The 12,550-nt window shown below is 61.2% G+C and carries 12 protein-coding genes; 5 read left to right on the top strand and 7 right to left on the bottom strand.

Annotation, left to right across the window (positions count from 1 at the left end):
* Positions 1 to 63 precede the first annotated feature (63 nt).
* A complete protein-coding gene (locus H621_RS0109935; protein WP_028943248.1) occupies positions 64 to 690 on the top strand; it encodes a helix-turn-helix transcriptional regulator in 627 nt (208 codons plus the stop codon).
* 26 nt (positions 691 to 716) lie between these two features.
* On the opposite strand, the gene H621_RS0109930 is transcribed toward H621_RS0109935, so the two are convergent.
* From H621_RS0109930 to H621_RS0109905, 6 genes are all read right to left on the bottom strand, one after another.
* Complete coding sequence (locus H621_RS0109930) at positions 717 to 1,493, bottom strand: ABC transporter substrate-binding protein (protein ID WP_028943247.1); 777 nt, start codon at positions 1,491 to 1,493, stop codon at positions 717 to 719.
* A gap of 188 nt (positions 1,494 to 1,681) precedes the next feature.
* A complete protein-coding gene (moaE, locus tag H621_RS0109925) occupies positions 1,682 to 2,128 on the bottom strand; it encodes a molybdopterin synthase catalytic subunit MoaE (RefSeq protein WP_028943246.1) in 447 nt (148 codons plus the stop codon).
* A gap of 1 nt (position 2,129) precedes the next feature.
* A complete protein-coding gene (gene moaD / locus H621_RS0109920; protein WP_028943245.1) occupies positions 2,130 to 2,375 on the bottom strand; it encodes a molybdopterin converting factor subunit 1 in 246 nt (81 codons plus the stop codon).
* The gene (moaC, locus tag H621_RS0109915) at positions 2,372 to 2,848 is read right to left on the bottom strand and encodes a cyclic pyranopterin monophosphate synthase MoaC (protein ID WP_028943244.1); all 477 of its coding nucleotides are present in this window, start codon (positions 2,846 to 2,848) and stop codon (positions 2,372 to 2,374) included. The genes moaD and moaC overlap by 4 nt, the downstream gene beginning before the upstream one ends.
* A 97-nt stretch (positions 2,849 to 2,945) precedes the next feature.
* Positions 2,946 to 4,340: a PhoH family protein gene (locus H621_RS0109910; RefSeq protein ID WP_028943243.1), complete on the bottom strand. Its 1,395-nt coding sequence runs from the start codon at positions 4,338 to 4,340 to the stop codon at positions 2,946 to 2,948.
* A 342-nt stretch (positions 4,341 to 4,682) separates the two neighbouring features.
* Positions 4,683 to 5,801 carry a polysaccharide deacetylase family protein gene (locus H621_RS0109905; RefSeq protein ID WP_028943242.1) on the bottom strand — a complete coding sequence of 373 codons (1,119 nt, stop codon included), beginning with the start codon at positions 5,799 to 5,801 and terminating at the stop codon, positions 4,683 to 4,685.
* A gap of 133 nt (positions 5,802 to 5,934) precedes the next feature.
* Here H621_RS0109905 and yaaA point away from each other — a divergent pair, with 133 nt between their 5' ends.
* Positions 5,935 to 6,714 carry a peroxide stress protein YaaA gene (yaaA, locus tag H621_RS0109900; protein WP_028943241.1) on the top strand — a complete coding sequence of 260 codons (780 nt, stop codon included), beginning with the start codon at positions 5,935 to 5,937 and terminating at the stop codon, positions 6,712 to 6,714.
* Positions 6,715 to 6,716: 2 nt separating this feature from the next.
* On the opposite strand, the gene H621_RS0109895 is transcribed toward yaaA, so the two are convergent.
* The gene (locus tag H621_RS0109895; protein ID WP_028943240.1) at positions 6,717 to 8,891 is read right to left on the bottom strand and encodes a TonB-dependent siderophore receptor; all 2,175 of its coding nucleotides are present in this window, start codon (positions 8,889 to 8,891) and stop codon (positions 6,717 to 6,719) included.
* A gap of 374 nt (positions 8,892 to 9,265) precedes the next feature.
* Between H621_RS0109895 and H621_RS0109890 the strand changes: the two genes are divergently transcribed.
* The 3 genes from H621_RS0109890 to H621_RS0109880 all read left to right on the top strand — a co-directional run bounded on the left by H621_RS0109890 (position 9,266) and on the right by H621_RS0109880 (position 12,276).
* On the top strand, positions 9,266 to 9,958 hold the full coding sequence (locus H621_RS0109890; protein ID WP_028943239.1) for a response regulator transcription factor: 693 nt from the start codon (positions 9,266 to 9,268) through the stop codon (positions 9,956 to 9,958).
* Positions 9,958 to 11,304, top strand: coding sequence for a HAMP domain-containing sensor histidine kinase (locus H621_RS0109885; protein ID WP_028943238.1), 1,347 nt, complete (start codon positions 9,958 to 9,960; stop codon positions 11,302 to 11,304). Before H621_RS0109890 ends, H621_RS0109885 begins: the two co-directional genes overlap by 1 nt.
* A gap of 81 nt (positions 11,305 to 11,385) precedes the next feature.
* A complete protein-coding gene (locus H621_RS0109880; protein ID WP_036989674.1) occupies positions 11,386 to 12,276 on the top strand; it encodes an alpha/beta hydrolase in 891 nt (296 codons plus the stop codon).
* Positions 12,277 to 12,550: the final 274 nt, after the last annotated feature.

Below are 12,550 nucleotides of genomic sequence, written 5' to 3'. Positions count from 1 at the left end.
GATTGCGGCACACTCCCAGCGCCCTGGTGACCGGGGCGCTGACACCGCCTGGAGCCTGCCTGAATGTCGACACCCCACCCCGACCCTGTCCTGGACAACTACCGGGCCATCGCCGATGCCATCGCCACCTTGTTCTTTCCCCACGCCGAGGTGGTGCTGCACGATCTGCGCAGCCAGAAGATCGACTACATCGCCAACAACCTGTCCAAGCGTGAGGTGGGTGACGATGCGGCGCTGGAGGACATGTTCGAGGCTGGCACCGATGAAACCAACATCGGTCCCTACGAAAAACTCAACTGGGACGGCCAGAAGATCCGCTCCCTGAGCACAGTGCTGCGCGACAGCAGCGGCAAGCCGCTGGCGGTGCTGTGCATCAACCTGAACATCACCTTGTTCGAAACCGCGAAGGCGGCGCTGGACCTGTTCCTATCGCCCAGCCGGTTGATCCCGCAACCTGATGCCCTGTTTCGCGATGACTGGCAGGAACGTATCAACACCTTCCTCAACAGCTGGCTGCGCCAGCGTCAGTTGAGCCTGAACCTGCTGACCCGCGACCACAAGCGCGAGCTGGTGCTGGCCCTGCACGCCGAAGGCGCGTTCAAGGGCAAGAGTGCGGCCAACTATGTGGCCAATGTGCTGGGGATGGGACGGGCGACGGTGTACAAACACCTGAAGGAACTCAAGGCCTGAATGGCTTCAGGCCCTGAGCAGGGCGATCAATCGCCGTAGATATCGGTCTTGAAGTACTTGGCCTGGATCTTCTGGTACTCGCCGCTGGCGCGAATACCATCGATGGCCTTGTTGAGTTGGCCGACCAGTTCGCTATTGCCCTTGCGCACGGCAATCCCGGCACCCTCGCCGACGTACTTCGGATCCTTGAGCTCGGGCCCTGTGAAGGCATAGTCGGCCCCACGCGGCATCGACAGGAAGTCATCCAGCGGAATGGTGTCGGCGAAAATTGCATCCACACGCCCGGACGCCAGGTCCATGTAGATCTCTTCGTTGTTGCTGTAGCGCTTGATGGTGATGCCCTTGGGCTCGAGCACTTCGGTAGCATAGCGATCGGTGGTGGTGGCGCGCTGCACGCCCACGGTCTTGCCCTTGAGGCTTGCATACTGATCATCGACCACGGCGCCCTTCTTCATGACCAGGCGCGAGGAGGTGAAGTAGTACTTATGGGTGAAATCCACCGACTTCTTGCGCTCATCGGTAATGGTCATCGACGACAGCGCGGCATCGATCTTCTTCACTTTGAGCGACGGAATCAGACCGTCGAACTCGACCTCGTTCCACACACACTTGACCTGCATCTGCGCGCACAGGGCATTGCCGATGTCGTAGTCGAAGCCGATGATCTCCCCCTTGTCGTTCTTCGAGGCGAACGGCGGGTAGGCGGCTTCGATGCCAATGCGCAAGGTTTTCTCGGCGGCGAACAGACTGCTGCTGGCCAACAGGCTCAAGGCCAGACCACTGATCAGGGTGAACTTGTTCATGAGGGTCTCTCTCGCTCGTTATTGGAGGTGTGTTGCAAGACAGAGGGAAGGAAGCAGGCACGGGTGAGCCTGGAATTATTTTGTACTTATAATTCCATACTGGACTTTTCTGTATGAAAACTCAAGTATCGCGGGGCAACCCCGCGTCTACTTGTAGGAACGGGCCTGCCCCGCGACAGCGATGTCGATCACCACCGCCCCGCAGCATCCTTGTCAGTCTGTTTGCCATCCACCCACCGCTCGCCTTGGCTGGTCTGCTCTTTCTTCCAGAACGGGGCACGGGTCTTGAGGTAATCCATGATGAAGTTGCAGGCGTCGAATGCCGCCTGGCGGTGAGCGCTGGCCACCCCGACAAACACAATCGGCTCACCCGGTTCCAGTGCGCCGATACGGTGCAGCACCTCGACCTTGAGCAACGGCCAGCGTTGCTCGGCCTCAACGACAATCTTGCCCAGTGCTTTCTCGGTCATTCCCGGATAATGCTCCAGGAACATGCCAGCCACCTCCAGGCCATCGTTGAAGTCGCGCACGTAGCCAATGAAGCTTGCCACCGCGCCGACTCCGACATTGGCCGCGTGCATGGCATTGACTTCAACACCTGGGTCGAATGCTGCGAGCTGAACCCTTACGCTCATCTCAACCCCCGGTCACAGGCGGAAAGAACGCCACTTCATCGCCGTCTTGCAGCGGCTCATCCAATTTGCACAAGTCCTGGTTGCGGGCACACATCAGGTTCTGTTCGGCGAGAAAAGCATGCGTGTCACCCTTGGCCAGCAGGGCCCGGCGTACGTCGTCCAGGGTTTTGAACTCACCCTGCAAGGCTTCACCATCACGCCCCAGTGCTTCACGAAAGCGAGCGAAATACACCACATTGATGTTCATTGCACGTCATCCGCCTGGTAGTGACCGCTCTTGCCGCCGAGCTTTTCCAGCACGCGAATGCCTTCGATGACCATGCCGCGATCCACCGCCTTGCACATGTCATAGATAGTCAGGGCCGCGACACTGGCGGCGGCCAGTGCTTCCATTTCCACCCCTGTCTGCCCGGCCAGTTTGCAGCGGGCAACGATGTGTACGGTGTCAGTGCCTTCAGCGCTGAGCTCGACCTTGACGCTGGTGAGCATCAGCGGGTGGCACAGCGGGATCAGGTCGCTGGTCTTTTTCGCCGCTTGGATACCGGCAATGCGCGCCACGGCAAAGACATCCCCCTTGGGGTGTTCGCCGTCAACGATCATCTGCAGGGTCTGCGGGAGCATGCGAACCCGCGCTTCAGCCACAGCCTCGCGCGCAGTCACGGCTTTTTCAGTGACGTCGACCATGTTGGCCCGACCTTGGGAATCTAGATGAGTCAGCACAACCTTCCTCCTGTTCAGGAGCAAAGAGTGTAAACCCAGGAGTCAGGTATTCGCAGCGAAAAAACACCGGGCGGTACGACCGCCCGGTGGCTGGAGGTTACAAGTGCGATTCGGCGTATTCGGCCAGGATCGAGCGTGGCACACCCTGCAGGGTGATATGCACGCCGTTGGGGAAGTCCTTGAAGCGTTCGGTCAGGTAAGTCAGGCCGGAGCTGGTGGCCGACAGGTAGGGAGTGTCGATCTGCGCCAGGTTACCCAGGCAGATCACCTTGGAACCGGCGCCTGCACGGGTGATGATGGTTTTCATCTGGTGCGGGGTCAGGTTCTGGCATTCATCGATCAGGATCAGGCTCTGCTGGAAACTGCGACCACGGATGTAGTTCAGGGATTTGAACTGCAGCGGCACCCGCTCGAGGATGTAGTCGACACTGCCGTGGGTGTTCTCGTCGTCCATATGCAAGGCTTCGAGGTTGTCGGTGATTGCCCCCAGCCAAGGCTCCATTTTTTCCGCCTCGGTGCCCGGCAGAAAACCGATCTCCTGGTCCAGCCCCTGCACGCTGCGGGTCGCGATGATACGACGATAGCGCTTGCTGACCATGGTCTGCTCGATTGCAGCGGCCAGGGCCAGGATGGTCTTGCCGGAACCGGCGGCGCCGGTCAGGTTGACCAGGTGGATGTCCGGGTCGAGCAGCGCGAACAGCGCCAGGCTCTGGTGGATATCCCGCGGTTTCAGGCCCCAGGCTTCCTGGTGCAGCAAGGGTTCCTGATGCAAGTCGAGCAGCACCAGCTCGCCATCCTTGATGCCCTTGATCCAGCCCACGAAGCCTTGCTCGTCAATGATGAACTCGTTGATATGCACAGCCGGCAGGTTGTCGATCATCTGCACCCGATGCCAGGTGCGGCCGCGGTCCTGGCGGGTCTCGACCTTGCTGACCCGGTCCCAGAAAGAGCCGGTCACACTGTGATACCCCTTGGACAGCAACGAAACGTCGTCAACCAGCTGGTCGGTACTGTAGTCCTCGGCCGCGATCCCACAGGCGCGGGCCTTCAGGCGCATGTTGATGTCTTTGGTCACCAGTACCACGTCGCGATCCGTGCGCCGACTGCGCAGTTCCAGCAACTGGTTGATGATGATGTTGTCGTTGAGGTTTTCCGGCAGCAGGCGGTTGGGCTCGTTGCGCGGGCTCATCAGAATCGACAGGAACCCCTTGGGACCGCTCTTGCCACGCTGGATCGGCACACCCTGCTCGACATCGGCAGGCGAGGCATCGCCCAGGGTCTGGTCGATCAGGCGGATGGCCTGGCGACATTCGGCGGCGATGGTGTGTTTTCCGGTCTTGAGTTTGTCGAGCTCCTCCAGCACCGTCATCGGTATGGCGACGTGGTGCTCCTCGAAGTTGAGTAATGCGTTTGGATCGTGGATCAGTACATTGGTATCGAGCACATAAAGGATTGGCTGGTTGGAGGAAGTGGTGCGTCCTTGATCATCCATACTCGGTCACCTTTGTGGGGGCCAGACGACGCAATACCCATGCGGTGCTGCGCCGTGAAGTGGCCGCCGTTACCTCCCACTGCCGCGTCGTTACGGCGGGGAAGCTGCCCTCACACTACTGGTGCCCAATGACGCCACCTGTGATGCAGGGTTCGGCGGTCTGACTCCTTGATACCGCAAAACCCATGACCGGAAAAAGCATTTTTACGTATTTTTGAAGTTTATTTTTCGTGATGACACTTAGCCCTTGGCGCACGGTCAAAGCACCGCTAAAGTCATAAATCCAGCCCAGTGAAATGCAGGTGGCATTTCATTGCTGAGCGTTGCCCTTCCCGCCTGTTGTCAGCTTTTCCCGGCAAACTGCCGACAGTCTTCCCAACCGATCCCGCTCTGCGATGTCTGCCCGAGCAGCCAGGCCACCGCCTCCTGCGCCTTGGACTGGGCGTCATGGAACTGAATCATGCCGCGACGCCAGAGCAGCATCAGGGTCAATACCCGTTGCGCCGACAGCTCGGCACTGAGCGCGCCCTGGTCCTGGGCATCGATATTCCACAGCACCACCTGCAACCCCTGGCCCTGGAAAAACCCCTGGCTGTCGGCGCGTCGCTGGCCGTAGGGCGGCCTGAACAGTGGCACATACTGATCGGGCAGGTCCGCCTGAACCCGCGCCTGGCTGCGCCTCACCGAACCTTGCCAGTCTTGCCACTGCCCGTGTGAACGGTACTGCCAGCCCTGGATGCCTACACACTGGCCCTTGTAGAGCGCACGCAGGTCCGCGAGCGAGGTCTTGTCGCGACGCGTCTGCAAGCTGTTGCCGAGTACAAAGAAGGTCGCACCCAGCTTCTGCCGGCGCAGGTAATCCGCCAGTGCAGCCGTGCCCGCACCCGGGCCAGCATCGAAGGTCAGCATGAACAGCCGATCATTGAGCTCATTGCCATCGCGCTCAAGGTCCGAGAAACGCTCCACTTCGCTGGCGGTCTGTGGAAAAAGCGCGGCCTTGCGCAGCAGCTCGTTCAGGTATCGCTCATGGAACGACCGACTCGGAGCGGTCCAGCCGGCATAGAACGAATCAGCGGCCACTTCGAACGTCGCCGCTTGCCGGCGCAGTTCGGCCACGCCGTCGATCACATAACAGAACGAGGCATCCTGCTCGCAGCTTTGCTGGGCCAGGTCATAGTTGCGCCACAACTGCTGCCACAAGCGCTGGCGTACCTTGTCGATGGACGCCAGGTTGACCTGCTTGAGCCCAAGTCGTGCTGCCAGGGCCGGTTCATCCAGTGCTTCGCTGGCGTGCAAGGCCTGCGCAAATGCAAGAATCTCGGCCCGCGAGGCCACATCGAACAAGGTCGGGCTGTCGAGCTGCTCCGGCCAGTGGCTACGGTCGAAGGTTGCCAATGGCAAGGGCGCGGCCTGGGCGCCGAAACTCAGCAGTCCGGTCAGTAACAGCAGGGCAATGCGCACGATCTAGGTCTCCGGTTTCCTCGCCGCGCACTATAACGTCAAGCGTCGGGATGGTCTGTGGCTATTGACGTCATAGCTGGAGATCACAGCCCCCGCCCCGTAGAATCGCCTCACGATTCAAGGAGCCCGACCGATGCTGACGGTGATATCCCCCGCCAAGACCCTCGACTACGACACCCCGCCGGTAACCCAGCGCTACACCCAGCCGCAGTACCTGGACGATTCCCAGGAACTGATCGTGCAACTGCGCGAACTGTCGCCGGTGCAGATCAGCGAGCTGATGCACCTTTCCGACAAGCTCGCCGGCCTCAACGCCGCCCGCTTCGGCAGCTGGACCCCGGCCTTCACCCCGGATAACGCCAAGCAGGCGCTGCTGGCGTTCAAGGGCGATGTGTACACCGGGCTCGACGCCCAGAGCCTGAGCGAGGACGACTTCAGCTACGCCCAGGACCACCTGCGCATGCTCTCGGGTCTTTACGGCCTGCTGCGTCCGCTGGACCTGATGCAACCCTATCGCCTGGAAATGGGCACCAAGCTGGCCAACGCCCGCGGCAAGGACCTGTACGCCTTCTGGGGCACGCGCATCAGCGAATGGTTGAACCAGGCCCTGGCCGACCAGGGTGACGACCTGTTGCTCAACCTGGCCAGCAACGAGTACTTCAGCGCGGTCAAGCGCAGTGCCCTCAAGGCACGGATCATCAACACCGAATTCCGCGACTTCAAGAACGGCCAGTACAAGATCATCAGCTTCTACGCCAAGAAGGCCCGCGGCATGATGAGCCGCTTCGTGATCCAGGAGCGCATCAACGATCCCGAGCAGCTCAAGCAGTTCGACGTTCAGGGCTACTACTACAGCGCCGATCAATCGAAGCCGGACAACCTGGTGTTCCTGCGCGATCATCCGGACGCGTAACGCTAGAAGTCGTACCGCGCGCCCACCATCATGCTGCGCGAAGGCCCATAGAAGTTGAACGTCGAGATCGAACCTACCCGCGACAAGTAGTCCCGGTCGAACAGGTTGTTGACGTTGAGAGTGGCCGTCAGCTTCGAGGTGACCGGGTACGACACCATCGCATCCACGGTGGCGTAGCCCGGGGCATCGATACGCACCCCGCCGTTCTCGGAGTAGAAGTGGCTCATCGCCGAGATGCCGCCACCGACGGCCAGCCCGGACAGCGGGCCTTGGCTGAGGGTGTACTTGCTCCACAGCGAGGCCTGGTTGCGCGGCATCACGAAGAAATTGGTTTCGTCATCACCGTCCAGGGTTTCGGTTTCCATCCAGGTGTAGCCCGCCAGCAACTCCCAGTTTTGCGTCAACTTGCCGCTGACTTCCACTTCGGCGCCCTTGACGCGCGTCTTGCCGGAAGCGACGGAGAAGCCGGTGTCGACGCCGTCGACATCGAACTCGGTGGAGGCGCGGTTCTTGTCGGTCAGGCGGAATACCGAGAAGCGCGTGTTGAGGTCGCCCCCCAGGTAACTGCTCTTGAGGCCGAACTCATACTGATCGCCTTCACGCGGCTTGAGCACCCGGCCACTGCTGTCGACGTCCGACTGCGGCTTATAGACCTGTGAGTAGCTGGCGTACAACGCATGGCTCTCGGTCAGGTCGTAGACCAGGCCACCATACGGCGTAAAGCGCCCATCCACACGCTTGTCGTCGTTGTTAGTCGCCCCTGTGCTCAAGGTCGTGGTGTAGAAGTCACCGCGATACCAACTGAAGCGGCCACCGGCGATCAGCGCCAAGCGTTCGACCGGGCGGAAGGTGACCTTGGAGTACAAGCCGTATTCTTCCTCTTGCATGCCGGTCTCGGTGCTGTAGTTCGGCGACGGTTTGGCGAACTGCTTCGGCGAGTAGGTGTTGACGTTGATTGCACCCAGGTTGGTAGTGCCATTCAAGTATTCGGTGTCGTAGTTCTTGTAGTCGGTGCCCACCACGAACTCGCTGACCTGGCCCAAGGCTTCGAACGGCTGGCTGTAACTGGCGTCCAGCGAGTAGGTGTCCTGGGTGAAGTCCCGGGCGCTGGCGCGTTCGGAGTTGGACCCGTTGACGGCATTGGTCGCGGTGAAGGCATACAGGTATTCGGTGTCGCGGTGCGAGCCACGGGCGGCGACACGGCCATAACCACCGTTATCGAAACGGTGGGTCAATTCGGCAACCAGGTCGGTGGTCTTGCCGTCGAAGTAGTTCCAGTCGGCACCAAGGAACCTGGAATGGCTGAAGTCGGGCACCTCGCCGGACAGTGATGCCGGGTAGCCGTTGTGCGGGGTAATGTCCTTCACTTCGTGGATCAGGCCGAACGACAACAGGGTCGCGTCGTCCAGGTCGATATCCAGCGCGCCGTAATAGGTATTACTGGTGTTGGCGTTGTAGTCGACTTCACCCTTGGTGTCGTCACGCGAAGCGACAAAACGCCCGCGCACTCGGCCAGCATCATCCAGCGGCCCGCCCAGGTCGATTTCTTCGTGATTGGTGTCCCATGTGCCATAGCCGGCTTCAACGTGACCCTGGAATTGAGCGGTCGGGCGCTTGCGCACCATATTGACGATACCGCCCAGTTCGCTGGTGCTGCTGAACAACCCGGCCGGGCCACGCATGATCTCGACACGATCGAAGGCAGCCAGCGAGGGCACGGTGCCAAAGATGCTGGCCATCGGCGCCGGCAGGCCGTCGATATTGAATTCGCTGTACTCGTAGCCGCGGGAATAGATCGACGAACGACCACTGTCGTTGGTCAGGGTACGCAGGCCAGCGGTGTATTTGGCCAGGTCATCCAGGTGCACGAACTGGCGGTCTTTGACGTAGTCCTGGGTGTAGACAGTGATCGATTGCGGGATGTCCTTGAGCGGCGCGGGGGTCTTGGTGCCCACGGTGGCCGCCTCGACGCTGTAGCCCCCGGTGTCTTGCGAAGGCAGCATGTCGTACAGGCGGTTGCCTTCGATGGTCAATGTCGGCAACTCGACCGAGCTTTGTGCAGCAGCCTGGGTCGCCACTGTTTCAGCCAGTGCCGAAAACGAAAACGGCGCCAACATCCCCAGCACCAGCCATCCCCGAGCCCGAAGCGGGCTCCCCACACCTTTAAAACCGCTCATGACACACCCTTCAGTTGGATTTGCAGTGGACACAGAAACACGTGGTTCGCCCGCCACCGTGACGAGTGGCTCAAGCCACCTTCTTGCGGGCAGCCACCCCCCGCGTCACGGCCGATGCCTGACGATTGGCGAGGGATAAGGACTGGACAGGGCTGACGGCCGCCACTTAAATGACAGTCAATCGCAAACGAAACCAATTGCTTTTTGCGAACGATACCGGAGGGCAACGAGGGGTGCAGCAGGATTAACCTTCTTAACACACCTGCGGCCGCTAACCGGCCATGAGCAGGCAAGACTCAGCACAGGACGATTGCCCTCACCCGGCTCGCAATGGGATGATCACAACTGATATAAATTCTCATTCAAGACCAACCATGCCCACCTCGCTCCTCCTCGCCGAAGATGACCCACGCCTGCTCGAGGACCTGCAGCAGCACTTCCTCAACCGCAGCTTCCTGGTTCACGCCTGTGCCACCGGCACCCAGGCCCTGCATGCGGTGCAGCACCACCGCTTCGACCTGGTGTTGCTGGACATCATGCTTCCCGGCATCGACGGCCTCAGCCTGCTCGATGAAATACGCCGCCAGCAGGCCGTACCGGTGATGCTGATGTCGGCGCTGGGGGCCGAGCAGGATCGCATCAGTGGTTTCACCCGCGGCGCGGACGATTACCTGCCCAAGCCCTTCAGCCTGGCCGAACTGGACGCACGGGTCGATGCACTGTTGCGGCGTGTGGCCTTCGACCGCGCTACCTCCCAGCAAACCGAAGCCGGCGAGGTGATCCTTGACCAGAGCCTTCAGGACATCCATCACAACGGCAAGGCGGCCGGCCTTACCGCCTCTGAATTTCGCTTGCTGGCCACACTCAACGCCCATCCCGGCGAAGCGTTGAGCAAGGCATTCCTCTACCAGACCGTGCTGCATCGAGCCTATACCCGCCTGGACCGCGGCCTTGATGTCCATGTGTGCAACCTGCGCCGCAAGCTGGCCGATATCGGTGCCCAGCACATGCAAATCCAGGCCGTGCGCGGTCAGGGATACATCCTGGTCGACCAGGAACAACCTTGATGCGCCGCCATCCCTTGCTGTGGAAACTGGCGGCACTGCAGGTCAGCTTCTGCCTGCTGCTGACCTGGCTGATCTGGACCTGGGGCTTGTCGGTGGAGCGCAGCACCTACTTCCTGTCCCAGGCCGACCAGGACTATCTCGCTCGCTATGCGCAGCAAGCTGAACACGCCTGGCAGCAAGGGGGCGCGCAAGGCGCAGAGGCCTTTCGCAGAAAACTGCAAGACGCCGAGAACACCTGGGTAGCCTTGGTCGGCCCGCATCTACAGAGCCTTGGCACTACGCCGCTGAATGCCGAGGAGGCCAGCCGCCTGGCCTTCATGCGCAAAATCGCCTGGCCGATGAGCCGACGCCTGCAGGATCAACTGCCCTACGTCAGCATCGAGTTCCCGCAACATCCCGAGGACGGCCGCCTGGTGTTGCAACTCCCCGAGCGCCTGTTGCCGACGGGCCTGACGCCCTGGACCCACGTCATCACCCACGGCATCGCACCCACGTTGCTTGCACTGCTGCTGGGCCTGGCCATCTACCGGCATCTGGTCGTACCCCTCAACCGCCTGCGCGACCGCGCCGACGCCTTGTGCGCAGACGACCTGGGCAACCCCGGCCTTCCCCTGCAAGAGCGGCGCGACGAGCTGGGTGAACTGGCGCAGGCCTTTGAACACATGGCCGGGCGCCTTCGTCAAAGCCTTGAACAACAACGCCTGCTGCTGCGCACGCTGTCTCACGAGCTGCGCACGCCCCTGGCACGGCTACGGATCGCCCATGACAGCGACTTGCCGCCTGCCCAGATGCGTGAGCGCCTGGAGCGCGAAGTGAACGACATGCAGAAGCTGCTCGAGGACACGCTGGACCTTGCCTGGATGGACACCGAGCAGCCACAACTACCCACCGAACCGGTCTTGATGGTTTCAGTGTGGGAAGCCTTGTCCCAGGACATCTGCTTCGAAAGCGGCTGGGACCGCACCCGCTTGCCCTGCTCGCTTGGTATCGACTGCCTGGTGCAGGTCCATCTGGACAGCCTGGCCCAGGCGCTGGAAAACCTCATGCGCAATGCCATCCGTCATTCGCCCGCCGAAGGCTCGGTCCGCCTTGATGGCTGGCGTGAGGGCGATTGCTGGCACCTGCGCCTGAGCGATCAGGGCCCAGGCGTACCTCAAGCTGACCTCGAACGCATCTTCAAGCCCTACCAGCGCCTGGCCGACAGTGGCGCAGGCTTCGGCCTGGGGCTGGCCATCGCCCGCCGCGCGATCGAACTGCAAGGCGGTCGCCTGTGGGCCAGCAACGGGCATCCCGGCCTGTGCCTGCATATCGTGCTGCCTAGCGGCAAGGCGTGTTTAGAAAGTTAAGGCGCTTTACGCGCAGCCGGCACCCACTATCATCTTGGCCCTCCCGCATTGCGCGCCGTGCAAGCCCTGATGAGACACCTGATGAGCAAGATGACCCTGTCCCTGGCGTTGACACTTGCCCTTGCGGCGCCTGTTGCCCTGGCCCAGCCAGCCCCCGAACAGCAGATGGACACCTCGCTGCTGCAGCGCCAGGATCTGGCCTACCGCTTCAGCCACATCGATCTGGATTCTGCAGACGGCCAGCGTCATTACCGGCTGTGGATCGGCAAGCCCGATCGCCAGGCGCCTGCTGCAGGCTACCCGGTGCTGTGGATGCTCGACGGCAATGCCGCCCTGGGCGCCTTGAACAGCGAGCAATTGAAGTCACTGGCGGCAGGTCAGGCGCCGCTGCTGGTAGCGGTAGGCTACCAGACCGAGCTGCGCATCGAGCGAGCAGGACGTACCTTTGACTACACCCCGCAAGTGCCCGGCCAGGCGCACCAGCGTGATCCCCTGAGCGGGCAGCCCAGCGGGGGCGTCGATGCGTTTTTCGACCTGCTCGCTCAACGCATGCGGCCCATGGTGGCCGGCGTGGCCCCGATCGATCTCCAGCGCCAGACCCTGTGGGGGCACTCCTATGGGGGCCTGGCGGTGCTGCATGCGCTGTTCACCCGGCCTGGCGAGTTCAGCGACTATGCGGCGGCCAGCCCATCGTTGTGGTGGCATGACGGCGCGATCATTCGCGAGGCGCAGGGGTTGCAGCAACGCTTGGGCGACAGCCGCCCGCGACTGTTGCTGATGCGCGGGAGTGAAGAACCGTCCAGCCCCCGCGCGCCGGTCAACGGCGATGTAGAGCGGCCGGCGCGGGAGCTGGTGGCGGATCTGGCCAAGGTGCAGGGGTTGCAGGTTGGCTTTGAGCGGTTCGAGGGATTGGGGCATGGGCCGATGTTGCCGGCCTCGCTGAAAAGAGTGATTGAAGGCATGTCCCACTGAACGGTGTATTGGCTCGCCCCCTCCTGTGGGAGCGGGCTTGCCCCGGCCTAAATAGCGCCGTGAATTTGGCGTCAATTTTCTATTTCCCTGCTTTTATCGCAAAACGCCATAAGACCGTTCGTAATTTTTTGACGAATTTCAAAAAATAATTTTCGATGCTGGCACAAAAACATCCCTCCCCACGTTCGCCCTTTATATACAGGGACGAAACTCCTGCGTGCCATCACATTGAAAGTAGTGGCACTTTAAAAATTATTTAAAAATCTTTCACCGC

The sequence above is a fragment of the Pseudomonas vranovensis DSM 16006 genome (assembly GCF_000425805.1).
In the GTDB taxonomy this organism is placed as follows: Bacteria; Pseudomonadota; Gammaproteobacteria; order Pseudomonadales; family Pseudomonadaceae; genus Aquipseudomonas; species Aquipseudomonas vranovensis.
The sequence above is the reverse complement of the archived record's forward strand: the minus strand, read 5'-3'. Positions and strand labels throughout refer to the sequence as shown.

What these genes read in the sequence shown, in the direction of transcription:
- H621_RS0109935 (WP_028943248.1), top strand. Translation starts at nt 64, where the DNA reads ATGTCGACACCCCACCCCGACCCTGTCCTGGACAACTACCGGGCCATC.
- H621_RS0109930 (WP_028943247.1), bottom strand. Translation starts at nt 1,493, where the DNA reads ATGAACAAGTTCACCCTGATCAGTGGTCTGGCCTTGAGCCTGTTGGCC.
- moaE (WP_028943246.1), bottom strand. Translation starts at nt 2,128, where the DNA reads ATGAGCGTAAGGGTTCAGCTCGCAGCATTCGACCCAGGTGTTGAAGTC.
- moaD (WP_028943245.1), bottom strand. Translation starts at nt 2,375, where the DNA reads ATGAACATCAATGTGGTGTATTTCGCTCGCTTTCGTGAAGCACTGGGG.
- H621_RS0109910 (WP_028943243.1), bottom strand. Translation starts at nt 4,340, where the DNA reads ATGGATGATCAAGGACGCACCACTTCCTCCAACCAGCCAATCCTTTAT.
- yaaA (WP_028943241.1), top strand. Translation starts at nt 5,935, where the DNA reads ATGCTGACGGTGATATCCCCCGCCAAGACCCTCGACTACGACACCCCG.
- H621_RS0109895 (WP_028943240.1), bottom strand. Translation starts at nt 8,891, where the DNA reads ATGAGCGGTTTTAAAGGTGTGGGGAGCCCGCTTCGGGCTCGGGGATGG.
- H621_RS0109890 (WP_028943239.1), top strand. Translation starts at nt 9,266, where the DNA reads ATGCCCACCTCGCTCCTCCTCGCCGAAGATGACCCACGCCTGCTCGAG.
- H621_RS0109885 (WP_028943238.1), top strand. Translation starts at nt 9,958, where the DNA reads ATGCGCCGCCATCCCTTGCTGTGGAAACTGGCGGCACTGCAGGTCAGC.
- H621_RS0109880 (WP_036989674.1), top strand. Translation starts at nt 11,386, where the DNA reads ATGAGCAAGATGACCCTGTCCCTGGCGTTGACACTTGCCCTTGCGGCG.